Source organism: Lentilactobacillus senioris DSM 24302 = JCM 17472, assembly GCF_001436555.1.
Classification (GTDB): domain Bacteria; phylum Bacillota; class Bacilli; order Lactobacillales; family Lactobacillaceae; genus Lentilactobacillus; species Lentilactobacillus senioris.
On the sequence record NZ_AYZR01000009.1, the window covers coordinates 1 to 25,160 of the forward strand.

Annotated in this window: 22 protein-coding genes; 6 read left to right on the top strand and 16 right to left on the bottom strand. The window is 38.2% G+C overall.

Features of this window, described 5'->3' with window-relative positions; translation table 11 throughout:
• Positions 1-261: 261 nt before the first annotated feature.
• The 7 genes from FC56_RS06460 to FC56_RS06490 all read right to left on the bottom strand — a co-directional run bounded on the left by FC56_RS06460 (position 262) and on the right by FC56_RS06490 (position 8,152).
• On the bottom strand, positions 262-2,322 hold the full coding sequence (locus FC56_RS06460; RefSeq protein WP_056978464.1) for an LTA synthase family protein: 2,061 nt from the start codon (positions 2,320-2,322) through the stop codon (positions 262-264).
• Positions 2,323-2,359: 37 nt separating this feature from the next.
• On the bottom strand, positions 2,360-3,382 hold the full coding sequence (locus FC56_RS06465) for a lysylphosphatidylglycerol synthase transmembrane domain-containing protein (protein WP_056978465.1): 1,023 nt from the start codon (positions 3,380-3,382) through the stop codon (positions 2,360-2,362).
• The gene (locus FC56_RS06470; RefSeq protein WP_056978466.1) at positions 3,366-4,409 is read right to left on the bottom strand and encodes a glycosyltransferase family 4 protein; all 1,044 of its coding nucleotides are present in this window, start codon (positions 4,407-4,409) and stop codon (positions 3,366-3,368) included. The genes FC56_RS06465 and FC56_RS06470 overlap by 17 nt, the downstream gene beginning before the upstream one ends.
• Positions 4,410-4,423: 14 nt before the next feature.
• Positions 4,424-5,617, bottom strand: a complete 1,194-nt coding sequence (locus FC56_RS06475) for a glycosyltransferase family 4 protein (protein ID WP_056978467.1) — start codon at positions 5,615-5,617, stop codon at positions 4,424-4,426.
• Positions 5,618-5,830: 213 nt separating this feature from the next.
• The gene (gene ptsP, locus FC56_RS06480; protein ID WP_056978468.1) at positions 5,831-7,558 is read right to left on the bottom strand and encodes a phosphoenolpyruvate--protein phosphotransferase; all 1,728 of its coding nucleotides are present in this window, start codon (positions 7,556-7,558) and stop codon (positions 5,831-5,833) included.
• The gene (locus FC56_RS06485; protein ID WP_054671532.1) at positions 7,558-7,824 is read right to left on the bottom strand and encodes a phosphocarrier protein HPr; all 267 of its coding nucleotides are present in this window, start codon (positions 7,822-7,824) and stop codon (positions 7,558-7,560) included. Before FC56_RS06485 ends, ptsP begins: the two co-directional genes overlap by 1 nt.
• Positions 7,825-7,963: 139 nt before the next feature.
• Complete coding sequence (locus FC56_RS06490) at positions 7,964-8,152, bottom strand: hypothetical protein (RefSeq protein WP_056978469.1); 189 nt, start codon at positions 8,150-8,152, stop codon at positions 7,964-7,966.
• Between the two features lie 138 nt (positions 8,153-8,290).
• Here FC56_RS06490 and FC56_RS06495 point away from each other — a divergent pair, with 138 nt between their 5' ends.
• Together FC56_RS06495 and FC56_RS06500 are read left to right on the top strand one after the other, a co-directional pair.
• Positions 8,291-10,549: an ATP-dependent Clp protease ATP-binding subunit gene (locus FC56_RS06495; RefSeq protein WP_056978470.1), complete on the top strand. Its 2,259-nt coding sequence runs from the start codon at positions 8,291-8,293 to the stop codon at positions 10,547-10,549.
• Positions 10,550-10,684: 135 nt separating this feature from the next.
• Positions 10,685-11,749: a MucBP domain-containing protein gene (locus tag FC56_RS06500; protein WP_056978471.1), complete on the top strand. Its 1,065-nt coding sequence runs from the start codon at positions 10,685-10,687 to the stop codon at positions 11,747-11,749.
• 36 nt (positions 11,750-11,785) lie between these two features.
• On the opposite strand, the gene FC56_RS06505 is transcribed toward FC56_RS06500, so the two are convergent.
• The 6 genes from FC56_RS06505 to FC56_RS06530 all read right to left on the bottom strand — a co-directional run bounded on the left by FC56_RS06505 (position 11,786) and on the right by FC56_RS06530 (position 18,169).
• The gene (locus FC56_RS06505) at positions 11,786-13,213 is read right to left on the bottom strand and encodes a C69 family dipeptidase (RefSeq protein ID WP_056978472.1); all 1,428 of its coding nucleotides are present in this window, start codon (positions 13,211-13,213) and stop codon (positions 11,786-11,788) included.
• Between the two features lie 60 nt (positions 13,214-13,273).
• Positions 13,274-14,848: a peptide chain release factor 3 gene (locus FC56_RS06510; RefSeq protein ID WP_056978473.1), complete on the bottom strand. Its 1,575-nt coding sequence runs from the start codon at positions 14,846-14,848 to the stop codon at positions 13,274-13,276.
• A 130-nt stretch (positions 14,849-14,978) separates the two neighbouring features.
• Complete coding sequence (tagD, locus tag FC56_RS06515) at positions 14,979-15,389, bottom strand: glycerol-3-phosphate cytidylyltransferase (protein WP_056978474.1); 411 nt, start codon at positions 15,387-15,389, stop codon at positions 14,979-14,981.
• Between the two features lie 108 nt (positions 15,390-15,497).
• A complete protein-coding gene (locus tag FC56_RS06520) occupies positions 15,498-16,625 on the bottom strand; it encodes an AI-2E family transporter (RefSeq protein WP_187116940.1) in 1,128 nt (375 codons plus the stop codon).
• A gap of 120 nt (positions 16,626-16,745) precedes the next feature.
• Positions 16,746-17,288, bottom strand: coding sequence for a DUF402 domain-containing protein (locus FC56_RS06525; protein ID WP_054671517.1), 543 nt, complete (start codon positions 17,286-17,288; stop codon positions 16,746-16,748).
• Positions 17,289-17,377: 89 nt separating this feature from the next.
• Positions 17,378-18,169 (bottom strand): RecX family transcriptional regulator, encoded by a 792-nt coding sequence (locus FC56_RS06530; protein WP_056978475.1) that lies wholly within the window; start codon positions 18,167-18,169, stop codon positions 17,378-17,380.
• A gap of 92 nt (positions 18,170-18,261) precedes the next feature.
• On the opposite strand from FC56_RS06530, the gene FC56_RS06535 reads away from it, so the two are divergent.
• Positions 18,262-18,723, top strand: a complete 462-nt coding sequence (locus FC56_RS06535) for a flavodoxin (protein ID WP_054671512.1) — start codon at positions 18,262-18,264, stop codon at positions 18,721-18,723.
• Between the two features lie 44 nt (positions 18,724-18,767).
• Here the strand turns inward: FC56_RS06535 and FC56_RS06540 are convergent, their stop codons facing one another.
• Both FC56_RS06540 and wecB read right to left on the bottom strand, forming a co-directional pair.
• Positions 18,768-19,682: a YihY/virulence factor BrkB family protein gene (locus FC56_RS06540; protein ID WP_056978477.1), complete on the bottom strand. Its 915-nt coding sequence runs from the start codon at positions 19,680-19,682 to the stop codon at positions 18,768-18,770.
• Positions 19,682-20,806 (bottom strand): non-hydrolyzing UDP-N-acetylglucosamine 2-epimerase, encoded by a 1,125-nt coding sequence (gene wecB / locus FC56_RS06545; RefSeq protein WP_056978479.1) that lies wholly within the window; start codon positions 20,804-20,806, stop codon positions 19,682-19,684. The genes FC56_RS06540 and wecB overlap by 1 nt, the downstream gene beginning before the upstream one ends.
• 141 nt (positions 20,807-20,947) lie before the next feature.
• Here wecB and FC56_RS06550 point away from each other — a divergent pair, with 141 nt between their 5' ends.
• The 3 genes from FC56_RS06550 to FC56_RS06560 are packed head-to-tail and all read left to right on the top strand — an operon-like array spanning position 20,948 to position 23,560.
• On the top strand, positions 20,948-22,177 hold the full coding sequence (locus FC56_RS06550; protein WP_056978482.1) for an aminopeptidase: 1,230 nt from the start codon (positions 20,948-20,950) through the stop codon (positions 22,175-22,177).
• A gap of 17 nt (positions 22,178-22,194) precedes the next feature.
• A complete protein-coding gene (locus FC56_RS06555) occupies positions 22,195-23,136 on the top strand; it encodes a glycosyltransferase family 2 protein (RefSeq protein ID WP_054671507.1) in 942 nt (313 codons plus the stop codon).
• Position 23,137: 1 nt separating this feature from the next.
• A complete protein-coding gene (locus FC56_RS06560; RefSeq protein ID WP_187116941.1) occupies positions 23,138-23,560 on the top strand; it encodes a GtrA family protein in 423 nt (140 codons plus the stop codon).
• Between the two features lie 184 nt (positions 23,561-23,744).
• Here the strand turns inward: FC56_RS06560 and FC56_RS06565 are convergent, their stop codons facing one another.
• Positions 23,745-25,148 (bottom strand): cytosine permease, encoded by a 1,404-nt coding sequence (locus FC56_RS06565; RefSeq protein WP_056978484.1) that lies wholly within the window; start codon positions 25,146-25,148, stop codon positions 23,745-23,747.
• Positions 25,149-25,160 lie beyond the last annotated feature (12 nt).

Genomic DNA, 25,160 nt, shown 5'->3' on the forward strand with positions numbered 1-25,160 from the left:
TTTTCATCGAATATTTTGTTCAGTTTTCAAAGGTCTACTACTTGTCGTAAGCGCTTCGTATCAGCTCTTGACAACTATTTAAATATATCATGTCGATCAAGATAAGTCAACAACTTTTTTCAATTAATTTTTTAATTTCAAATCGTCGTTTGTCTTACCTCTCAAGCAACGAGATTAATATTACAGAATAAATCGCCATTCGTCAAGTACAAAAAAGAGATAAGTTTATAACTTATCTCTTTACTTGATTATTCAATTAAACTATTTCAGTTCTGGTGCATCTGTCTTATATAGGTTCATTGTTGATTTACCGCTGTTTTCGGCTTCAATACTAGTTGGCTTTTCTTTTTGAGACTTCTTCAAATTGTCCAAAGCATTCGTGTATTTATACGTAAAATCTTTTGAATCAACAGGTTTAAATCCCTTTGGAGTATAGAAACGGAGCAAATCTCCGTAAATTACCCTATCAGATAACGATAATTCTGTTGTGATATGGTTTTGGATACTATTGATTTCTTTTTGCTGAGAAGTAGTTGGAGTAATCTTCTTGCCTGTCTTAGTTAGATAAACAGTACTTCCCACCTTCGTATACTTAGGCGTAACAAAGTCACCATTTCTAAACGCTACTCTTTGATCATGTTGTTTAGAAAGCAAATCCGTCCCAAATTGAATAGTATTGTTGTTATTATCTCCTAACAAGTGAAGCAATGTTGGCAAAACATCAATTTCTCCACCATAGGTATGGTTAATTCCACCTTTAAGCCCCTTGGAATAGATCATAAAAGGAACTTTTTGGAACTGAGCCAAATCATAGCTAGTAATCGTCTTCTTATGCAACAATTGTGCAATGGCCGGACGATGGTTATTAGAGATTCCATAATGGTCACCATACAGAACAATCATACTATTATCCATTAAGCCCGTCTTCTTCAGATACTGCATGAATTCGGCAAAGGCCTCATCTAGATAATGGGCAGTCTGTACGTACGGATCTACAGTTTTGTCACCAGTTTTAGTAGCTGGAAAATCAATGTTTTGCTTATCCAGCTCATATGGATAGTGGTTAGTTAAGGTAATTAGCTTAGCATAAAATGGTTGTGGTAATTGTTGCAGATAGTTAGCAGAGTCCTTAAAGAAGATCTTATCCTTTAGACCGTAGCCAACACTATAAGATGGCTTAGTCTTATAGTACTCTGAGCTAAAGAAGTACTCATAACCCCAAGACTTATAGGTACTATCCCGATTCCAAAAACTAGGTACATCCCCATGGAATGCAGCCGTAGTGTAACCCTTTTGATCCAAGATTGCCGGTGCTGCTTGGAAAGTATTTTGACTACCATAAGTGGTCATGGCCGATCCCTGTGGTAAACCATAAAGAGAATTTTCCAACATCATTTCTGCATCGGAAGTCTTCCCTTGGGCAACTTGGTTATAAAAATTATCAAATCCTATGGTATTTTTGTTGTGATAAAACTTATTTAGTGTTGGTGTAACTTCTTTACCATTCACTTTGTAATCAATCAAAAACTGCTGGAAACTTTCCAGATGAATAATAAAAACGTTCTTTCCCTTAGCTTTACCAAAGTACTTAATATTGGAGGCCGCCCGATTATTCTTTAGATACTTCAAAATACTATTCATGTCACTGGCTTTGGCCTGAGACCGGGTTGCCGATTCCTTTTGAGTTTGATAGGCACTAAAGGCTGCATACTCATTTAAGCCCAAATATTTAACAATATAGTTGTTATCAAACGTTCTCGTTAATAAGCCAGAACGATCAGTACTTGCGAGAGCATATTCTCCACCCATTAAAGCAAATGAGGCTAAAGAAACTGCGAAAGCCTTCCATTTCTTAAATGGTCGGTGATCCACTTTAATTACTCTAGCAATTAATAAAATGATTAGAATTACTATATCTATATACACAAAGAAATCACTAGCATGCAAAATTTCCATCAGGCTTTTGCCAAGGTTATTTTGAACGTTACCGCTCCCTTTGATAATTCCCATTGATAGGAAATCCGAAAACTCTCGGTAATAGACGATATTAGCAAAAATCCAAGTACTTTCGATGAAATCAACAATCATCAATAACCAATACTTCAATTTTCCATTAAAGTATAAAGCAATGCCAAACGTTAACAGAGCAGCCGGAATTGCGTTAATCGCCAGAATAAACTCCTGAAGGGAGCCCTTTGTCCCAAGGGTAAACTTAGTCTGGTATGCTATATAAGTTTTTAAACAAAATAAGAACACCACTAAAAGGTAAAAACCCCAAGTGGTATTAAAAATACTTCCAAAGTGTTTCTTCTTTTCAGACATTCCGGTTCCTCCAAAAACCAATTAACTCCCCTGCTCGCTATTGATCAGGATCATTAACCTTATCAGGTTTGATAACCAGGGCCACAGCCCCCGCAATCAATCCAAAATAATACGTAATTAAACGCCATAAAAGCATCGCTAAGACCATTTTGCTACTGCTGGTAATGTAACTATGAAATAAAGATTCAAAGCTAAATTCCGCCCCTCCTGATCCACCAGGGATGGGAAACAACGAAATAATCATAACAATCATCACGTGTAAACTAACAATCATCACTACATTGGCGTTCGTATATCCCAATGATAGCATTATGAAATACGGAATTAGATAATAAAACAATAATTGACAAAAAGTTAATACAATTACTTTTAATAGTAATTTCCATTGTCGACCAATTCTTACACTTTCCAAATAAAGGTTATCAATTTTTTCTGCCATGGTCCCTTGTAAATTGGCATACCGATCAGCAGAAATAAACCATTTAACTGGATAAAGGACTACCTTAGCTGCTTTTTTAGTAAATTGGGGTTTAAACATTACTAATAAGAGCCCCACAATTACAGCAAAGTGAATTAAGAAACCAAACAGCACGAACCAGGCTAAAAATTGCATTTTTTCAATCACATATTGAAAGCCAATTATTAAACTTAAGAAAAAGTTGATCACAATCATACCCTGATAAACAACAAACTTCATCAAAAGCGCCGAACTAGCCCGTCCCGCATCAATTCCGGTTTGCATCATTACAAATAGCTGTCCTGGTTGACCTCCAGAAGAAAACGGCGTAATACCATTAAATAATTGTTCTACTAACGGTACCCGTAGTGCATCCTTAAAGGTAAAGCCCTTAATACGATTAGAAATTAAAACCTTCGTAATAAAGGTTTCAAACAGTAGATACAAACAAATACATAAAAATGCGACTAATAGCCACCACCAATTAATGGTCTGCATATCTTTAACCAGGGCCGATAATTTCACGTTTCTCATGGAATAACCAAAAATAGCAATTCCAATTAATAACATCACCGCAAACGTAATTTTATTTCTTCGAGACATAACGTTTATCCTTAGCCTGTTTAGTATAAAAATCGTACCAAGTTTGAGCTAAATGATCCTCTGAGTAACGTTGAGCAGCTTTTTTAGACCGTTGTTGCAAGTCCAATAAAGCATCATGATCAATGATCAAGCGGTGAAGTTGATCATTCATATCACTTTCATTACTGGTAGGAACGTAATAACCATCAATAATTGATTCATACAAGGTTAAATTTCTTAACATTACAGGTGTATGCGTAGAAAACGCCTCTAGGACTGACATTGGGAACAATTCATTATATGAAGGCAATAGGAATAAATCCGCCATATTATAGTAATCCACAATTTTGTCTCGAGGTACGATTCCTGGAAAACTTAGGTTGGCTGGTGGATTTTGTACCACTCGTTCTAATTCTGCGTAACCCGCGGTCATCTTGCCAAACGAAAAACCACCTGTCCAAACAAATTGAACATCTGGGTTGTCTTGTGCCAACTTGATAAAGTCCAAAACACCCTTTCTAGTTTGAATTTGACCGCTACCTAGCACCATAAACGCATCGGAAGAATATCCGTATTGTTTACGCAGTGCTTGTTTTTGGTCACTATCAACCGGATAAAATGACTTGGGATCTACAAAGTTAGGAATATAGGTAATTTTTTGTTCATCAATACCATAAGCCACTAATTTAGGAATAAATGTGGGGTTTACCACCACGATGTGATCCATCCGTTTGTAAAAAGCAATTACATATTTGTAAAAAAGCCCCCTAAACGGCTGCGGAATTTTTAAACTTCCTTCTAAGGTTTCGGGTAAAAAGTGAACGTAGCCGATCTTTTTACCTCTACCAGGTAGAAAGGTAGACATATAAAAGCTTGGATTAATAGTGTGATAATGGGAAATATCGGCTCTGTGACCATAGTCATTAATAGTGATCTTAAATTGCCCATTAAAATGACTTCGCAGCATCTTAACTAATTCAACATATGCACTCCCTACCCCCTGACCTTTAACCTTGTCAGCGGTAGAAAACATATTAATTTTTAACATCTAAAAACTCCGTTCTAATCTTCTGTAATATCAACTGGTTTTTTGGCTTCCGCTAATTCCTGATTGATTTGAAGTTCACGATAAAAATCAGCAACTCGATTAGCAAAAGTCGTTGCAGAAATGGCGTCGATTTTCTTTTGCAATACTTTTTTAACTTTAGGATCAGTTGCATCAACTGGTTCTTTTAAATAATGAACTATATTGGAGATAAACTCCTCTTGAGAGGTGAAGGTTTTGCCTAGTGAATCAGCATTAATTAGATCGTCTGTATACGGACTAGACTTAACCACTACTGGTATCCCAGCAGCCATTGCTTCTATATATGTTAATCCTTGTGATTCTGATTCAGAAGCGGACACAAAGACATCCGCAGCTTGGTAAAAAGCATTAACGTTATCGTTACTGATCTCACCAGTGAAAATAACACTTTGAGTTAATTTTTCGTCAGCTACTTGTTGCTTAAGATCATCGACTGCTGGTCCATCCCCTACAATCATTAAAACGGCGTTTGGTACCTGTTGTAGAATTGCTGGAAAATCACTAATAACGGCAGCAATGTTTTTTTCGTAAGCCAAGCGACTGACAGACAACATAATCGGTGTATCGTCCTTTAGGCCATATTGTTGACGAACATCAACATCACTTTTTCCCGCAAATAAACCAACATCAATTCCGGTCGGAATAATACGAAATTCGCTTTTTACTCCGTAATTAGTTAGCGTATCTAATACCCGGTTACTAGGAGCAATCACACCGGACATGTTGTGACAAAATGCCAAGGTACCTTCTTTAACGTGAATTGGTTTTAATAGCTTTCCATTAGCCACATAATGTAAATAATCTTCATACATTGTGTGATAAGTATGCACACAAGGAATATTCAAATTGCGCGCAACGAACTTACCGATCATCCCCATCGAAAATTCAGTCTGCGTGTGTACAATATCTAAATGAAGCTCTTTGGCAATTTCATAAGCTTGAAATAACCCTCGAAATGCAATTCTGCGATCAGTAAAAGAAACAAATGGAATGCTACTAAACCGAAAAATATTTTCTTCTTTAGCATCCTTATCTACGTGTGGATCGGTCGTTGTAAAAATATAGACTTGGTGTCCCTGACGGGTAAGCTCATTTCTAAGTGTTTTGATCGAAGTGGCTACCCCACTAACTTGGGGAAAATATGTATCTGTAAATAGTCCAATATTCAAAAAAAGCGCCCCTCTCGTCGTTTTTTATTGATTTCACTTCATGTTAACCAGTGTAATTATATTTGTTTGAAACATTGAATGCAAACACCTTAACCATAGCTTAAATATAAACTTCTTAAAGCTCCAATTAATAAGTACTAATTGAAAAATTAATTGCAAAAAAAGCGTACTAAAAGGTTTTCTGCCTCTTAATACGCTTTTAATAATTTTTGGTTAGTTTATTTCTGATACAGTTTCTTCCACTTTTTGCTTAACATCTTCGTTAGTTTCAGCTTCAGTAACTGCCCAATCTGCTAATGCCTTCATTTGACTTGAATCTAGGCGCTTAATCAATGAGCGGGTCTTCAAGATTGAAGTAGCACTCATTGAAAATTCGTCTAGTCCCATGCCCAATAGGATCGGCACTGCAATTTGGTCACCAGCCATTTCTCCACACATACATGCAATTTTACCTTCAGCATGACAAGCATCTACTACTCGTTTAACTAATCTTAAAATTGATGGGTTGTATGGTTGGTACAAATAGGAAACCCGTTCATTGCCTCGATCAGCAGCCATTGAATATTGAATTAGATCATTAGTTCCAATACTCATAAAGTCAACTTCTCGAGCAAATTTATCAGCTAAGACAGCGGAAGCAGGAATTTCAATCATAATACCTAATTTAATATCCCCCACTGGTTGCCCAGCATCCACTAATTTTTGCCGTTCTTCCAAATAAATTTGCTTAGCTTGTCTGAATTCATTCAAGGTAGCAATCATTGGGAACATGATCCACAATTGACCAAAATTAGAAGCTCTTAAGAGAGCTCTTAATTGAGTTCTAAAAATTTCGGTCCGGTCTAAACTAATTCGAATAGCCCGATAGCCTAAGAAAGGATTCATTTCTTCTGGTAATGGTAAGTATGGTAGTTCTTTATCTCCACCAATATCCATAGTCCGAATAACTACAGGTTTACCTTCCATACCTTCAACTACTTCTTTATAAGCTTCGAATTGATCATCTTCTGATGGCAATTCGTTAGAATCCATGTATAAGAACTCAGTACGGTAAAGCCCAATTCCCTCAGCGCCATTCTCTAAAACTCCAGGAAGATCTTTAGGAGTTCCGATATTAGCTGCCAAAATTGGGTGCTTACCATCTTTAGATGTAGTTTGTTCTGATTTCAACTTTTGCCATTCAGCCTTTTCAGCTAAATAAGCCGTTTGCTTCTTCTGGTATTGTGCAACTTGTTCAGCAGTAGGCTCAACAATGACGTCACCAGTTAAACCGTCAACGATAACATTTTGATCTTCGTTAATCAATTCAGTTGCTTGTTCCGAGCCAACAACGGCAGGAATTTCCAACGTTCTGGACATAATCGCAGAATGAGAAGTTCTCCCACCTAAATCAGCTACAATCCCTTTAACAAACTGCCGATCAAATTGAGCAGTATCACTAGGGGTTAAATCGTGAGCAATAATAACAACCTCATGGTCAATTAACGCTGGGTCTGGTAATGCAACTCCTAATAAGTGACTCATTACTCGTTTGGTAACATCAGCCACATCAGAAGCCCGCTGTTGCATATATTCATTGTCGTCCATTCCTTGGAAAATTTGGATATATCCGTCGGTAATTGACTTCAACGCTGCTTCAGCGTTTTCTTGCTTATCAGTTATTTCAGTATTAATTTGTTTAATCATTTCTGGGTCGGACAGAATTGTAATATGTGCCTCGAAAACTTCCGCTTCATCTTCGCCTAAGTTGCTCTTAGCTTTTTCTTTGATAGTTTCCAATTCTGATTTCGACGCATCAAATGCATCATTAAGTCGCAAAATCTCTTTTTGAGGGTCAGAAATCGTCTGAGTATCAAAACTAAGATCGGGTTCGACTAACCGGAAAGCAGGCGCAATTGCTACTCCATCACTCGCAGCAATTCCCTTTAGCTTCTCCATAATTAATCAGATAAACCTTCTTTTTGCATAGTTTCGCTAATTGCTTCAATAGCGTCTTTTTCATCATCACCATCAGCGGTAATTGTTACTTCGGCGTTTTGGCCAACACCAAGTGACATAACGCCCATAATGGACTTCAAGTTAACTGACTTGTCTTGATATTGCAAAGTAATATCTGAGTTGAATTTACTTGCAGTTTGAACTAATAAAGTAGCAGGACGAGCGTGAATCCCTGTTTCGGCAATAATCTTAAAATCTTTCTTTTCCATTTGAATCATTCTCCTCTAAATTAAAATTAGTGAAAGAACGGCAACTATACAGTTGAAATCTTTCTTACAAACTTAAGAATATCAATTATTTGATGAAAATACAAGCATTTCATCAACCGCTTTCATGACTTTGAGCAAACTATTTGGGGCCATTTTCAAAATGATAAACAATTATTCCATTTGCTTGGGCTTCTCCCACTATCTTTTTGCGAGACTCAAAGTTCATATATGCTGATTGAAATTCCATGAATTCGTCAGTAGTAATCTGTAAAGTTGCTAACTCTCCACTAGCCAATTGACGTAAAAGTTCCGCATAATCTTTTTGCATTCCTTATTTTCTCCCATTTAAAATTTTTAATCAAATTACTTGATTCTAACCTAGCACGTTGTATAATATCTTCAAAGGTCAAAGAAGGTCAGTCTTTTTCTTTGACTTTATTCCATTATAAGAGGAGGACGACAGTTAATGCTATGCCAAAATTGCCACAAAAATGAGGCAACTATTCACCTATATACTAATGTAAACGGTGAAAAGCAAACTATTAATCTCTGTCAGCAATGCTATCAACTCCTAACGAACACACAAGGAAATTTCCCAAATAACGGAGGTGCTACTAATATGGCTCAAGACCCATTTGGCTTTGGTAGCTTAGATGATTTATTCCGAGCTATGCAAAATGGAAATGGTCAGTCTGAATTTGCTTCTCAAACGCCACCTACTCAACCTCAAGGCCCACGTAATGGTAACCGTGGTAATAACGGTAATCCAAATGATGGTCAATCTCTTCTTAGCCAATACGGTATCAATATGACCCAAATGGCTAAGGATGGCAAAATTGATCCGGTAATTGGCCGTGATAAAGAAATTCAACGAGTTGTTGAAATTTTAAACCGCCGTACCAAAAACAACCCAGTCTTGATTGGTGAGGCCGGAGTTGGTAAAACCGCGGTAGTTGAAGGATTGGCCCAACAAATTGTAGCTGGTCAAGTTCCCCAAAAATTACAAAACAAACAAGTTATTCGTTTGGACGTAGTTTCTCTAGTCCAAGGAACCGGAATCCGGGGCCAATTCGAACAACGAATGCAACAATTAATTAAAGAAGTTCAAGAAAACCCTGATATCGTATTATTTATAGATGAAATTCATGAAATCGTAGGCGCTGGGAACGCTGAAGGCGGAATGGATGCCGGGAACGTGTTAAAACCCGCTCTTGCTCGTGGTGAATTCCAATTAATCGGAGCTACTACTTTAAAAGAATACCGAGATATTGAAAAAGACTCCGCCCTTGCTAGACGACTTCAACCAATTACCGTTGAAGAGCCTAGTGTCAAAGAATCCATCAAGATTCTGATGGGAATTCAAAAACGCTACGAAGATTATCACCATGTTAAGTATACTGAAGGTGCTATTGAAGCGGCAGTCAAGTTGTCTGATCGCTACATTCAAGAACGTTTTCTTCCCGATAAAGCCATCGATTTACTTGATGAAGCGGGTTCTAAGAAGAACTTAACAATTAACGTAGTGGATCCTAAAGTAATCGACGAAAAAATTGCAGATGCTGAAAAGCAAAAACAAACTGCTCTGCAACAAGAAGATTATGAAAAGGCCGCCTACTACCGGGACCAAGTTACTAAATTGAACCAAAATAAACAAAACGGTAACGTAGATGCCGATAAAGAACCTAAAGTAACTGCCAAAGATATGGAAAAAATCATCGAAGAAAAGACAGATATTCCAGTTGGTGAGTTACAAGCTCAAGAACAGCAACAACTAAAGAACTTGGCTACTAACTTGAAAGAAAATGTGATTGGTCAAGATCAAGCAGTTGATAAAGTTGCTCGAGCAATTAGAAGAAACCGGGTTGGTTTTAACGGAACTGGCCGACCAATTGGTTCATTTCTTTTCGTCGGTCCTACCGGAGTTGGTAAAACCGAATTAGCCAAGCAACTAGCTAGCGAACTCTTTGGGTCTAAAGATTCCATGATCAGATTTGATATGTCTGAATACATGGAGCCCCATTCAGTGGCTAAGTTAATCGGGTCCCCTCCTGGATACGTGGGATATGACGAAGCTGGTCAATTAACCGAACAAGTGCGTCGTCACCCATACAGTTTAATTTTGTTGGATGAAGTAGAAAAAGCCCATCCGGACGTTTTACACATGTTCTTGCAAATTCTAGATGATGGCCGCTTAACCGATAGTCAGGGACGGACCGTTTCCTTTAAGGATACGATTATTATCATGACTAGTAATGCTGGCTCTGGCGGTGACGTTGAAGCTAGTGTCGGGTTTGGTGCTGCCGCTGCTGGCAAGACCCACTCCGTATTAGACAAGTTAAATAAATACTTCAAGCCAGAATTGCTTAACCGGTTTGATGACGTTGTTGAATTTGCCCCACTTACCCAAAAAGATCTAGGTCAAATCGTTACCCTTATGATTGGTGATGTTAATGAAATGTTAGCCAAGCAAGGATTAACCATTAAGGTAACTGATAAAGCCAAAGATAAGTTGGTGGAATTGGGTTACAATCCTGCCATGGGTGCTCGTCCACTTCGCCGAGTTATTCAAGAAGAAATCGAAGATCGAATTGCAGATTACTACTTGGATCATGAAAGTGCGGTTAACTTGCTAGCCGATGTGGATAAAGATGGTAAGATCTTTATTTCGGCAGTCGACTTAGAACCTAAAGCCAAAGCTGATAATTCTGATTCTGAAACTAAATAATATTTTTTAAAAGAAGCTAATTGGAAAATTTCCTTAGCTTCTTTTTTGTTTGAATCTTAAAAATGACGACTTATTCGCCTGATAAGCTGTGCTACAATAATGGTATTAATTATTTTAGCGAAGGACGGAATCAATATGAGCCTACTCTCATGGTTAAGCAACCGTTTTAAACGCAAAACGCCGGTATCTCAACCGGCTCCTAGCACTTCTCATAAAAGTAATTTGCCTAAACAAGAACCAGAACCACTTATCAACCCCCAGGATGAGATTAAACCTCAACCTCCTAAAATAAAGCACCAATCAATCAAAAATGAATTAAAATTAAAAACCACCACCATCACCTACTTTTTTGTGGATGAACAAAACGAATTGATTCAAGCTCCAGACAGAATAGTTGGCACAGTGGGACAAAGGGTTCACTATCAACTTCCAACCGTTGCCGATTACTACTTTGCTGGAGTTGACGAGTTAATAACTACTTTTCCTGAAGAAGATGCTGCGGTAACTATTTCGTACGTTAAAATGCCTGGAAGCCCGGTCCAAATTTACCACTTAAATTACGATACAGGACAAGTTATGCATCCAATGCAAGTCATAACTGGGACAGTAGGCCAAGCATACCAAACTACTCCCCTATCTTTTCCAGGTTATCGAGTCATCCAAAGTACCGGATTAACCAAAGGAATCTTTACTAGTAAGACCAATCAAATCGTTTATTTTTACCGCCCACAAAATTGGCATACCGTCCAACCGGTACATCAATTCATTAAGTTAACAGCTCCAACAACGGTGTTTTCGGGTATCGACGGTGATCCATTACCGGTATCGTTGCCGGCTCAAGTTATCCTTCGAGTTTTTACCATCATTACTACTAATGAAGATCAAGGATGGCTAGACTTAGGCGGAGCGGAATGGATTAAAGCATCCGCCCATTACGAAAAAATTACATCACCAGTCACTGACGAAATTATTTCGCCTAATTGGCAACGTGAGCAATTAGTTACTACTGCAACAGTTGATATTGCACCTAATACCACCGTTGCTAGCTACAATCGACCAAATGGCCAAGCAGTCAATAACTGGACTAATAACACTGCCATTGAGGTCACCTCTAAAGTCGTAGATGAGCAACAAGTGGTTTGGTATCAATTGGAAGACCAAAGTTATCTTCCGGCCATTTTTGTTAATATACCCGAGTAAATAAAAAAGACTCACCAAATTGGTGAGTCTTTTTTATTATAAGTTTTTATCCATATTGTAAGTTAATTTAGATAAGGTCAAGCTTTGTTCGAACAAGGAATGAATTAATTGTTCAGTGTTAATTCTCATTTCCTTAACGATAGCATAGTTTTGTTCGGTTAAGAAATTAGTTAGTTCAGCACCCTTTAGCCCCTTAGATTCTTCCAAGGCTTGGTTGACATGAGCCCGTAGTTTTTCTTTACTTGCAGTAAGATAATCTACATCCATTTGGTGGAATTGTTGGTAATGAGCTTCAACTAGCACAGATAATTTCCGGTACATCCAATAAGCACTAACGTCATCACAATGAAGAGGAGTCTCTGAATAAGTAGGATCAGTATCCGTAGCATTAGCAAAGAATGGAACGTAAGGACTGAAAGCTGGTACTCCTAAACATAGCCACATAATGGCAGCCTTATCTTCAGGGACGTCATTTCTAATTTGAAGCACGTGAGAATTTTGGGTCCGATTCATTGAAATTGGACGGAACTTAGTCTTAGTTTCCTCGTTGCCGGAACTCAACGGATCAAATTCAGTTTCGTTATAGTGAGAACCCAAAATGTATTCGATATCTTCGACACTGATTTTCTTTTCAGTTCGACAAATAAATGGTAACTCTGAAGAAGTTGGTTCCTGCTTAATTTCAGGATTCAAATAGCTTTGGCCGAACCAAACTCGTGGAGTGTTGTAGAAACGATCTTTTTCGTTACTAGTACCAAAAATGTGACGGAAATTCCAACCATGTTGATCGGTGTTCAAATGATTGCTTTCCACAAATTTTTGAATCCCTTCTGAATACATAAAGTTATCAGGGTCATCAAAATTAACTTGTTGAATGGCTACTTGGTTAGCAGTAATTGCATACGCATCATCTGGGATACGTTGAGCTACCCAGTGGTGACCAGTAACAATTTCCATGTACCAAACTTCGTCTTTATCGTTGAACAAGACCCCATTTCCCTCTGGAGAACCGTATTCTTTGATCAAGTTCCCTAGATAACGAACTCCATCCCTAGCAGAATTGATAAATGGTAGTACCATGGATGGCATAGAATCTTCGGCCAATCCATTAGCCACTAGTGGATCACAAGAAAGAGCCCGTTCGTTACCGTAAACACTTTCGGTAGCGCTCATTCCCACGTTTTTTTCGTTAAAGCCACTTTCAGCGTAAACCCCTTTTTCATCAACTTCAACGTTAGGAACGGCTTGGTAGCGGTAACCATTTTCTGGCATAGGGGCTGTAAATCCATTTTGCTTTGAAACCCACGTTTCGTGTCGGTCACTTACAGCTGGATGCATGTAAAACCGTTGAGGAGTCAATGGCAAGAAAGTATCATCATTTCTGGCAATCATAGTAGAACCATCAATTGAAGCCTTCTTACCAACTAAAACACTCGTACAAGCAGATAAATATTTTTGAGTCATTTAACAGCCACTTCCTTTAGTCATTTTTTAAAGTATAGTCATCTTTGCCCTATTTAGCAATTAGAGTTTTGCGGTTAACTTAACATCTGGGTACTTATCTTCAAACCAGCGCAAGGCAAATTGGTTTTCAAATAAGAAGAGTGGATCACCGTTACGGTCCTTAACCAACAAGTTTCGTGATGAAGACATTCGTTCATCAAGCTGGTCCGGATCAATCCAGCGCGCTGTCTTTTTTCCCATCGGTTCCATGGTAATTTCAGAGTTATATTCATTTTGCATCCGGAATTGGAAGACTTCAAATTGTAATTGCCCAACGGCCCCTAAAATATAATCGTTAGTGGAATAAGAAGTGTACAGTTGCACAGCACCTTCCTGGACTAGTTGTTGAATCCCCTTATGGAAGGATTTTTGCTTCATTACGTTCTTGGCTGCTACCCGGACAAACAATTCTGGAGTAAATTGCGGTAATTTTTCAAAATTAATCTTAGGCTTACCAGTGAAAATAGTATCCCCAATTTGGAAGTTACCAGTATCGTATAAACCAATAATGTCTCCAGCAACCGCTGTTTGAACGTTTTCTCTGGTGTTAGCCATAAATTCGGTCACGTTAGACAAGCGAATTTTTTTATCGGTTCTAGCTAAATTAACATCCATACCCTTTTCAAATTCACCGGAACAAATTCGCACAAATGCAATCCGATCCCGATGATTAGGGTTCATGTTAGCTTGAATTTTAAAGACAAAGCCAGAGAATTGTTCTGCAGTCGGTGCTACTACAGTATCCTCTTGGGTTTTATGCTCTCCAGGAGCTGGCGCAAATTTCAAATAAGCATCGAAGAAAGTTTTGACCCCAAAATTAACTAAGGCTGAGCCAAAGAAGACTGGAGTTTGATCTCCCTTAGCAATTTTTTCTTGGTCAAAATCATTTCCGGCCATTTCTAATAATTCAACACTATCGCGAGTTTCCTTAAATTGTGGATCTTCCGCTAACTCTGAATCATTAATAGGGTTGTCATCATCGTCTAACTCTACCAAAGTACTATCATCAGCATGATTATACTTTTCAACTCGGTGGTTAAAACGGTCGTAAATCCCAGTTAAAGTTTTCCCCATCCCAATTGGCCAGTTCATTGGGTAAGCTTCGATGCCCAAGACTTCTTCAAGTTGATCAATCAAGTCCATTGGGTCGCGACCGTCCCGGTCCAGCTTATTCATAAAGGTAAAGATCGGAATTCCCCGCATCTTACAAATTTGGAACAGTTTCTTGGTTTGAGGTTCAATCCCTTTAGCAGAATCAATCACCATGACGGCAGAATCCACCGCCATCAAAGTTCTATAAGTATCTTCTGAGAAATCCTCATGTCCGGGAGTATCTAAGATATTAATGCGTTTGCCAGCGTAATCAAATTGCATTACAGAACTAGTAACGGAAATCCCTCGCTTTTGTTCGATTTCCATCCAATCAGATTTAGCAAAGTTACCGGTTTTACGAGCTTTAACCGTTCCGGCTTCTCGCACTACCCCACCGAATAATAGTAATTGTTCAGTAATCGTTGTTTTCCCCGCATCGGGATGTGAAATAATCGCAAACGTTCTTCTAGTTTCCACTTCGTCTGCTAGTTTTTGAGTATCCATATCATTTTCCTTTCAGCCATTAAATCAATCACTTAATTTTAGCACATCTCTAACAGCCACCCTAATTTTTGCCAATAAAAAACGATCAGTTTTCCGACCTAAATCGTTAACTGACCGCCGATTATTTTTATTAAGCTTCCCAATCTTTAGCTTTAGAAAGTCCTAAGTCTTGTTTGATCTTAGTCGTAGAAATACCTTCAGTCCGTGGTAAGTAAACCACTTCACAGTAATCTTCTAAGAAATCAAACTTACCCTTCCAGTCATCGCCCATTACAAAGACATCAATATTGTTTTCTTGGACGTCCTTGATCTTTTGGTCCCAACCTTTTTCTGGAATCACTTCATCAACGTACTTGATGGCTTCCAAAATGTACTTTCGATCTTCATAAGGGGTGTAAGCTTTCTTACCTTTTTCTGCGTTAAATTCATCAGAAGACAAACAAACAGTTAAGCTATCGCCTAGTTCACGTGCTCGCTTCAATAACCGAATGTGACCTTTATGAATCAAATCAAATGTTCCGTAAGTAATTACTTTTTTCATAATCTCTCCCGCTTTATTGTTAATTTAATGGTGGTGCTTATTAAAATTGCCAAATCCAACTTAAATCATAGCAATCTCAAAAACGTTAGTCAATAATCCTAAGCTAGATTAAGATGTTTCTTTAGGTTTTAAATGCAAAATATTATATAGATAGCTAACCACTACTTTAACCACTGCATACAGTGGAATAGCTAAAATCATTCCGGCAATTCCGGCGATGTTGCCTGCAGCCAACAAGATAATAATAATAGTCAATGGATGAATTTGTAAAGACTTTCCGATCACGTTCGGATAGACAAAGTTACCATCAATTTGTTGGACTACTAAGACAACAATAATATTATAAACTACCGATGTCCAACTACCAGAGGCAAGTGAAACCGCCAAGGCCGGAAAGATACCAATGTAAGGCCCTAAATATGGAATGATATTACAAATTCCGGCAATTACTCCCAACAATAAGGCGTAATCTAAGCCAATAATAAAATAACCAATTGCGGTAAATGTCCCTACAAATAAGCATTCAATCATTTGCCCACCAATATACTTAGATAGGGTATCGCTCATTTTTTCCAAGAGCTCCATAATTTGGTCTCGGCTTTTTTCCGGGAGGAATTTTTTAATATTAGGAGCTAGTTTATAGCCATCTTTTAACATGTAAAAAAGAACTACCGGAGTGGTGATAGCTATGATTACCACGTTAGTGGCAGTAGAAACAATACTACCTACCCCACTAGTTATCCCCTTTAAAATACTATTGGCATAATTAGTAATATTTTTTTCGACTTTATCAGTAATGCTAGTTAGATCTAGTTCCTTAACAAATTGTTGATCATTAAGTTGGTTCAACCAATGCTGTACCGTATTTTGCGTTGACGTAGCTGCATCCGGAACGTGATTTAATAAGGTAGTTACTTGTTCAGAGAGCTTAGGCAAGAAAGCCACCGCTAAGAAAACAATCACGCCCACTAATAAAATAAATACCAGTGCCACTGCCCACGTCCTAGAAATATGCTTTTTAGGTCCCAATTTAATTTTCATAATTAAATTTACAATTGGATTAAGCATATAAAATAAAAATCCAGCTAAAATAATTGGGACAAAAATCGTTGAAATAAAAATGGCGATAGGCGTAAATAAAAAACTAATTTTCGTACATAATGCAATAATGCCCACCACGATCAATATCTCTAGCGACCAAAACATAAGAGATGATTTCTTTAACCGCTCTATCATTTACTTCCTCCCTCCATACAACTAAAATTATTCTACCATACTTATTTTGGTAATAAAAAATGTGCCTAAACATTTTAATCAATGTTCAAACACAATTTCTGTTAGTCTTCATTTAAGAAATTAGCGGGACAGCTCTAGGTACCGATTAAACCAAATGGCAATAAACTCTTCAGAAAACGGACCTTTGCGGTTATCGATCCAATCAATCAAAATTTTGACGTTGCGCTTTAAAGTTCGATCAATTTCAGAACCATAATGCCACCGTTTGCTAAACGCTTCATATTCGTCCACGTCCAGTAATTTTCGGTGTCCATCTGCATAAACTTTAACGTCTAAATCATAATCAATATACTTTAAGGCTTCTTGGTCCAATACATATGGCGATGCTAAATTACAATAATACACGATACCGTCATTTTGTAGCATAGCAACTACATTGAACCAATATTTTTTATGAAAATAAACAATCGCTGGTTCTCGAGTGACCCAATGGCGCCCGTTGTCCTCGGTGACCAACGTGTGATTGTTACAGCCAATTAAGCTATTGTCGTTCGCCTTTAAAACCATAGTGTCCCGCCAAGTACGATGCAAGCTACCATCATGCTTGTAGCTTTGGATCGCAATGAAGTTGCCCTCGCTTGGCAGTCGTCCACTGCATCCCATAATGGATCCCACTTTCTGGTTGGTTTTAAGCGATTGTTACCAATCTTATTTGTCATTATAGCAGATGCCTAGGATCATGTCGTTATCGATTAGTTTAATTCATTAATTATTTTTTCGATATCATCAAGGCCAAACCCCTTACGATATAGAGCCTGCTTAGTTTTTTGAATTCGTTTATAATTTTCTTCTGCTCGAAATTTATGCCAATATTTTTCTGCTACCCGCTGAATATTTTCTTGATCATCCTTATACACAGAATCGTCAACTACTTCTTGCATGATAATTTCGATAGTCTCAGAAACGAAGCCTCTACGATATAACGTTTGTCGCGTTTTATCAACTGCCATTTTACCAGCTTCTCGACGATTCTTTTTTAATTGATTTTGGGCAACTTTTTTGCCTATTTCAATTTGATTGGTAACAGGATAGTAAGTTTGAATAGCCGCTTCAATATCGTTTCCAGCAATTTTTTTCAGCTGTAATTGATTTCGGATGGCCCCGGGTCCCTTTTGAGCCTCATTAACTACGGTTCTAACGTAGCTTTCGGCGTATCGCTGATCATTTAGGAGCTGTTGATCCTCTAATCGCTTAATTACTTCTGCGATTCGTTGTTCGTCGTCCGTCAACTCTGCCAACTTAGTCTTGACTTCTTCTACAGAACGTAATTGATGGGCCAAGTAATTTAACGCCCGGTTATACAACTTGGAAACCGTATCTGCCTCTTGCATCCGCTGTTGTAATTGATCGTCAACTTCCATTCCCTTAAAAATTTGAAAATTAATTAATACGTCTTCGCTAATCGGAAAAGCGTATTGATCGTCCAAATAAATATTGTAACGCCCCTTACGGCGTTGAGCTTCAATTTTAGTTATTTTTTTCATTTATTCCTCCAGCCAGCAGTTAAATTCATTTTCTAATTTATTTTTGCTATACTAAATTTATACTAAAAATTCGAAAAGAAAAGAGATGCGTTATGATTACTGCTCAAGTTATTTACGCAACCATTACAGGAAATAACGAAGATATTGCTGATATTATCACCGAACGATTTGAAGATCGAGGCATTGACGTTAACCAAACCGAAATTTCTCAAGCAGATGCTAGTGTCTTTTTAGAATGTGATATCTGTGTTGTTTGTCCTTATACTTATGATGAAGGCGCTCTTCCTGAAGAAGGGTTGGACTTTTACGATGACCTTCAAGAATTAAATCTATCTGGAAAACTATACGGCGTAGCAGGTTCCGGTGACACTTACTACGAAGAATTCTTTAACGTTGCCGTGGATAAATTTGAACAGGCTTTTCAAAAAGCCGGAGCTACTAAAGCTACTGAAAGCGTCAAAATTAATCTTGAACCCGATCAAGTGGACATTGAGGCCTTAGATGAATTCACTGATGATTTAATCTTAGCCGCTCAAAAGCAAGCCACAGAATAATAATAGGGAGGAACTAGCCACCTGTAAAGTGACTAAATTCCTCCCTATTTATTTTTCCGAATACGTCTAGCGCCTCGTTTCATTACTTGTGCAATAGCATCAGTTTGCTCTTGAATAGCTCCATGTTTTAATTCTTGAACGGTGGCATTAACCACTCCGCCAAACAATAAAATCAAAGCTGAAAAGTCTAACCAAAACATTAACACAATAAAGGTACCAATCGTTTTATAGGTGGTAATACTATTAGCAAAGTACTTAACGTAATACGTAAATCCTTGAGACAACAGCATTAATCCTAAAGTTGATACCAGCGCTCCTACCCAAATATAACGAAATTTAACTCGCGCGGTAGGCACAAAATAATAAAGTAGCATAAGTAAAAACCAGACCGAAAAAATCGTAACCGGCCATTTAACCGTATTAATTAACGATCCTAAGTCCCTTGGCAACCCTAATTTAGGAGTTAGCCACTCAATTGCCATTTGGCCAAACGTAAAGAATAACATTACTGCCATCACAATTAAAATTAAAACAATCATCCAAATAAAGGACAAAATACGATTAGAAATCGCAGTTTGATGCTTAGCTACTCCATAAGTTTGATTAATGGTCCGTTGAAATGCTGCTATAGCACGACTAGCAGACCAAATGGTTACGATAATCCCAAATGAGAATTGGCCGGTACTATAACCACTCAACGTAGATTCAATAATGGGTTTTAAAAAACTATAAATACTATCCGGAAAGATTGGTGCGGCATAATCTAAAATTTGATCTGAATCAAAATTAAATAATCTAAGTAAACTCCCCAATAAAATAATGATCGGCAAAATAGATAGCAATGAATAAAATGCTAAAACAACGGCTGAATCAGAAATATTGCCCTCTTGATAATGACTAATCAACGAACGGGTAAAAATCTTCGTTTTTCGCCATATTACGGCCCCCCAATGCTTCATTAGTCTTCTTTAGACCCCAGGTGTTCTCGAATTGCCGTTAAAATATACTCAGCTGCATGTCCATCTCCATAGGGATTTTTAGCCGTAGCCATTTGTTCATATTCCTTTGGATCATCCAATAATTGATTCATTGCCGTTTCAATTACTGCTGGATCAGTCCCCACTAACTTTAAGGTACCTGCAGTTATTCCTTCTGGACGCTCAGTAGTATCTCGTAACACTAGTACTGGTTTTTCCAACGAAGGTGCTTCTTCTTGGACCCCACCAGAATCTGTCATGATGAAGTAACTACGCGCAGCTAAATTATGAAAATCCACCACGTCAAGCGGTTCTATCAAGTGAACTCGTTTGAGGCCATCAAACGCTTCATGAGCCGCTTGTTGGACTGCTGGACTCAAATGGACAGGATAAACCACTTCCGTATCAGGATGATCTTGGATCACTCGTTTAATAGCTGCAAAGGTTCGCTTCATGGGTTCGCCCTGATTTTCTCTGCGGTGCATAGTTAACAATATCATCTTGTTGCTAGAATCTAATTCATTTAAAACGCTGTGTTCATATTCCGCACTAACCGTCTGTTTTAAGGCATCAATAGCGGTGTTACCGGTCACAAAAATATTTTCAGCCGGATGATTTTCCTTTAGCAAGTTTTCCTTACTAAGCTGAGTTGGCGCAAAATACATATCCGCTAAAACATCCGTTAACTGACGATTCATTTCTTCTGGATACGGAGACCACTTGTCCCACGTTCGTAAACCAGCCTCAACGTGGCCTACCTTAATTTGATGGTAAAAAGCGCTAATACTAGCTGCAAAAGTAGTGGTGGTATCACCATGAACTAAGATAATATCTGGTTGAACTTCCATAATAATCGGATCTAGTTGCTGAATTACCTTAGTAGTAATATCACTTAAACTCTGGCTTTTTTGCATGATATTTAAATCATAATCTGGAATAATCTGAAAAATACTTAATACTTGGTCTAACATTTCTCGATGTTGACCAGTTACAACGGTCACGGGAGTAAACTCAGTTGATCGTTGTTGCATCTGTAAAATTATCGGGGCCATTTTAATGGCTTCCGGACGAGTTCCAAAAATAGTCATTACTTTGATGGGTTTCATAATCGTCCTCCTTCGCTCGCCATATTATACCAAATTTAGCAACAACTTTTAATTGTATTATAAAAAAGGACCGGTCACTAATATGATATAATTAGCTGGTGTGGCATTATTTTAATATTCTAATTTTAAGGGGATTTAACTATGAGTGACTTAACAACCAACTTAACTAAATACGCTAGCCTAATCGTTAATCTGGGCGTTAACGTTCAACCCAAGCAAACCATCATTATCTATGCAGCCGTTGATCAAGTTCAACTAACCCGCTTGATTACTAAAGCTGCTTATGCCAAGGGGGCCGCAGAAGTAATCGTTAAATGGGATGATCCGGTGATTGATCAGGAATTTTTAACGAATGCAGATCCACTAAGACTCCAAACCCCTTATACGTTTGAAAAGCAAGCGGCTAAGGAATTAATGAATAAAAAAGCCAGTCGTATTTCAATCTTATCTAATTCACCGGACGCATTTAAACTGGTTCCCACGAAACAACTCCAAGCATATAAAATTGGAAAAACCATCGTTAAGCAACCGGTAATGAAGGCTACCATGAATAATGATATTAGTTGGCTAGTTGTCGCTGCTGCTAGTCCCGAGTGGGCTCAAATGGTCTATCCTGATGAAGAGGTAGAGGCTGCAACTGCGCATTTATGGCAAACTATTTTTGAAGCCAACCGCTTAAATACAGCTAATCCAGAAACTAGTTGGGCAGAACACATCGCCTTTTTAGATAATCAAGCGGCTTGGTTAAATACGAATCAGTTTGATGCCCTTCATTATCAATCCACAGATACCGATCTAACAATTGGATTACCAGCCAATCACGTCTGGAAAGCTGCTGGAGATAAGGACAGTTCTGGCAATTCATTTGTCCCTAATATGCCCACTGAAGAAGTCTTTACCGCTCCTGATAATCGTCGCATCGATGGAACGGTTTCTAGTACCCTACCACTAAGTTACGATGGTCAAATTATTAATGGTATCCAACTAACCTTTGAAAGTGGTAGAATTATTTCGGCTAAGGCTGAACAAGGCAGCGAACTATTAAATAGTCTAATTAATACCGATGACGGTTCCCATAGTTTAGGGGAAGTCGCCCTTGTGCCTGAAGATTCACCAATTGCTCAAACCAAAACCATTTTTTACAATACTTTATTTGATGAAAATGCTTCGGATCATATCGCAATTGGTGCTAGTTATCCGTTTAACATTAAAAATGGTACTAATATGACAGCTGAACAGCTAGCAGCTGTTGGCCTAAATCAATCAGACGTTCACGTTGATTTCATGATTGGTTCTAAGGATATGAATATTACTGGTATTACTAAAACACAACAGGAAATCCCCATTATGCGAAATGGCAATTGGGTTTAATTTTTGGAGGAAAGATTTTGAAAACCATTAGTTTAATTGTTCCCTGTCATAACGAGGAACAAACTATTAACATTTTTTACGACACTACTGCGAAAGTTTTTGAACAACTAAATGAACAAAATGTTGAAACCTACGTTCCAGAATATGTTTTTATCAACGATGGTTCGACAGACAAAACCTTATCCGTCTTACGAGACTTACAAACTGCTCATCCAGAAACAGTACATTACATTTCATTTTCTCGTAACTTTGGTAAGGAATCTGCCTTTGCTGCTGGTTTCAATAATGCCAACGGTGACTTTGTAGCTGTTATGGATGTCGATTTACAGGATCCACCAGAATTACTATTACAAATGGTTCCTATCTTGGAAAGTGGCGAATACGAATGTGTCGGTAGTGTTCAAACGTCTCGGAAGCAAAATCCGGTTCGTGCTTTCTTGTCTTCATCATTTTATAAACTAATTAATAAAATGTCAGAAGTCGAACTCAGGCAAAATGTTCGGGATTATCGCTTAATGACCCGTAAGTATGTTAATGCTGTTTTAGAGCTTCCTGAATACAATCGTTTCACTAAGGGCATCTTTTCTTGGGTTGGTTTTAAAACTAAGTATCTAGAATATGAAGGTGTAGAACGATCAGCTGGAACCAGTTCTTGGTCTTTATTCCAATTATTTGAATACTCATTGGAAGCCATCGTTGACTTCTCAGATGTACCACTCAAAATTGCGGCATTTATTGGTGGAATTATCTGTTTCTTCTCAATTATCGCCCTCTTCTTCGTAGTAATTCGAGCTGCATTTTTCGGTGGTTCCGTCAATGGCTGGGCTTCTATGGTTTCCATCTTGCTATTTATGAGTGGTGTTCAATTATTCTGTTTAGGAATTGTTGGTAAGTACATTGGTAAAATCTACCTAGAAACTAAGCATCGCCCAGAATATATTGTAGAAGAAAAGCGGTAAGATGATGAAATGGATTTTAGCAAAGTATAAACAATATCAAGAGGTCATTTCTTATCTCTTTTGGGGAGTAGTTACTACCGTTGTTAATATCGGAATCTTCATCATTCTTAAACACATTACTGGCTGGAACTATCAAATCGATAACGCTATCGCTTGGTTTGTCTCAGTAGTTGTTGCCTTTATTTCCAATAAAGCTTTCGTGTTTAAATCCCAATCGGTTTCTTTAAGTCAAACAGCTCGTGAATTCGTCTCCTTTACCGGTGGGCGGGTAGCGACTTTACTGATTGAATCTCTTATCTTATGGGTGGGAATTTCCCTTCTCCATGGCAACGACGTTATCGTTAAAATTATTGATAACGTAGTGGTGGTAATCATAAATTATTTCTGGTCTAAATGGGCTGTTTTCAATAGCAAGACTAAATAATTGTAATTTTGTTTTTATTCGGCTATTATATAGTCACGGAATGATAATTCCATGACATAGAACACCTGAATTCTTACATAAGAGGTTATGATAGCTCTTTGTTCCCTCACTTCGGTGGGGGATTTTCTTTTGCTTAAAAAAGCGGAAGCTAACACTCATTAAGTGCTAACTTCCGCTTTTTTAATTATTCTTGAATCGATTTAGGACTAGCAGTTAATAATTTCATTCCAACCCAATAAATCAGCGCCGTAATTGCCATCGCGATAAAAGTTGCTCCTACGGTATTAGCAATTAACGGAATTTGTTTTAATCCCCAGTAAACCAATACTCCCAGGATCCAACTGGTAATCGCTGTCCAGTTTATTCCGTTTTGATACCAGTAAGAACCTTCAACCTTAGTTAGTTCATCCACTTGATAATTTTCATGTTTCAGCCAGAAAAAGTCTACTAAGAAAATTGCGATTTCAGGTCCTAAAAACATTCCAATGCCGTCTAAGAAAGTTTCAAATACTTCTAAGAAGCTTGCTAAGTACACCGGAATAAAAGTTACTAACGTAGCCACAATCGTTACAATCCATAAGCTAGCGTTTAACGACAAGCGGTGCACAATGTTAGTTAGTGCCGAACCAGCCGACATCAAGTTAACTGCGTTAGCAGTAGTACTAGTCAAAACAATTACTAATAGTGCTAGAAAGCCAAGTCCCAATTTAGCCGCAACTGTACTAGGATCAGAGTTGTTAGGATCAAAATGGTTCAATGTAATAGCCGTCCCAATCGTAGCAAATAATCCAATGAATGCAAACCAGAACAAACCGATATTGGCTCCCAAAAACGAAGAAGTCGTCGCAGCCGACTTTTTAGCCGTAAACCTGCTAAAGTCAGAAGCCGCCGTTACCCAGGCTAAGTTAAAGGCCGCCAAAGTATCAGCCGCCACCCCTGAAGACATCCGTAAGTTGTGCGGTGGTCGCCAAGCAATAATTTCTTGTAAGGAAACCATTTTGAAAACTACTACTGATTCCCAGATTACAAAAATCACTACCAAAATAATTCCAATGCGTTCAATCATTTGAATCGATCGTTGCCCTAAAGAAATACTAATTAAATGCAGAACACTCATAATTAAAATTCCGACGATCAAGCCAAAGTTACCGCCCGGTTGTCCATACAATGGCCACCCAAACATAGTATTGAACAGATAGCTAATGGAAGTAGCCGCAATAAAAGTATTCACCGCTGCCCAGCCGATAAACTGAATCACGTTAATGGCGGACGGAATAAAACTGCCTCGTAACCCGAATGAGGCTCTGGTTAACGCCATCGCCGAAACTCCGGTTTTGTATCCCATGTAGCCAGCTAATACCAATAATAGATAAGAAACTAACCCGACCACTAATAACGTGGTAGAAGCCGTTAAAAAACCACACGCGGCGATCACCCCACCAATATACCAAGTACCGTTATTAGCGTTAGCTCCGATCCAAGTGGCGAATAAATCCCAGTTAGTCATTTTACGATTAACCAGCGGAACCGCTGTTACCTTACCAAATTCTGATTGTGCTTTGGGTGCTACTTTAGTTTCTACTTTCATTGGTCCACCTTT

What these genes read in the sequence shown, in the direction of transcription:
- FC56_RS06550 (WP_056978482.1), top strand. Translation starts at nt 20,948, where the DNA reads ATGAGTGACTTAACAACCAACTTAACTAAATACGCTAGCCTAATCGTT.
- FC56_RS06535 (WP_054671512.1), top strand. Translation starts at nt 18,262, where the DNA reads ATGATTACTGCTCAAGTTATTTACGCAACCATTACAGGAAATAACGAA.
- wecB (WP_056978479.1), bottom strand. Translation starts at nt 20,806, where the DNA reads ATGAAACCCATCAAAGTAATGACTATTTTTGGAACTCGTCCGGAAGCC.
- FC56_RS06530 (WP_056978475.1), bottom strand. Translation starts at nt 18,169, where the DNA reads ATGAAAAAAATAACTAAAATTGAAGCTCAACGCCGTAAGGGGCGTTAC.
- FC56_RS06560 (WP_187116941.1), top strand. Translation starts at nt 23,138, where the DNA reads ATGATGAAATGGATTTTAGCAAAGTATAAACAATATCAAGAGGTCATT.
- FC56_RS06565 (WP_056978484.1), bottom strand. Translation starts at nt 25,148, where the DNA reads ATGAAAGTAGAAACTAAAGTAGCACCCAAAGCACAATCAGAATTTGGT.
- FC56_RS06485 (WP_054671532.1), bottom strand. Translation starts at nt 7,824, where the DNA reads ATGGAAAAGAAAGATTTTAAGATTATTGCCGAAACAGGGATTCACGCT.
- FC56_RS06460 (WP_056978464.1), bottom strand. Translation starts at nt 2,322, where the DNA reads ATGTCTGAAAAGAAGAAACACTTTGGAAGTATTTTTAATACCACTTGG.
- FC56_RS06510 (WP_056978473.1), bottom strand. Translation starts at nt 14,848, where the DNA reads ATGGATACTCAAAAACTAGCAGACGAAGTGGAAACTAGAAGAACGTTT.
- FC56_RS06540 (WP_056978477.1), bottom strand. Translation starts at nt 19,682, where the DNA reads ATGAAGCATTGGGGGGCCGTAATATGGCGAAAAACGAAGATTTTTACC.
- FC56_RS06495 (WP_056978470.1), top strand. Translation starts at nt 8,291, where the DNA reads ATGCTATGCCAAAATTGCCACAAAAATGAGGCAACTATTCACCTATAT.
- FC56_RS06470 (WP_056978466.1), bottom strand. Translation starts at nt 4,409, where the DNA reads ATGTTAAAAATTAATATGTTTTCTACCGCTGACAAGGTTAAAGGTCAG.
- FC56_RS06490 (WP_056978469.1), bottom strand. Translation starts at nt 8,152, where the DNA reads ATGCAAAAAGATTATGCGGAACTTTTACGTCAATTGGCTAGTGGAGAG.
- FC56_RS06505 (WP_056978472.1), bottom strand. Translation starts at nt 13,213, where the DNA reads ATGACTCAAAAATATTTATCTGCTTGTACGAGTGTTTTAGTTGGTAAG.
- FC56_RS06520 (WP_187116940.1), bottom strand. Translation starts at nt 16,625, where the DNA reads ATGATAGAGCGGTTAAAGAAATCATCTCTTATGTTTTGGTCGCTAGAG.
- tagD (WP_056978474.1), bottom strand. Translation starts at nt 15,389, where the DNA reads ATGAAAAAAGTAATTACTTACGGAACATTTGATTTGATTCATAAAGGT.
- FC56_RS06525 (WP_054671517.1), bottom strand. Translation starts at nt 17,288, where the DNA reads ATGGGATGCAGTGGACGACTGCCAAGCGAGGGCAACTTCATTGCGATC.
- FC56_RS06465 (WP_056978465.1), bottom strand. Translation starts at nt 3,382, where the DNA reads ATGTCTCGAAGAAATAAAATTACGTTTGCGGTGATGTTATTAATTGGA.
- FC56_RS06500 (WP_056978471.1), top strand. Translation starts at nt 10,685, where the DNA reads ATGAGCCTACTCTCATGGTTAAGCAACCGTTTTAAACGCAAAACGCCG.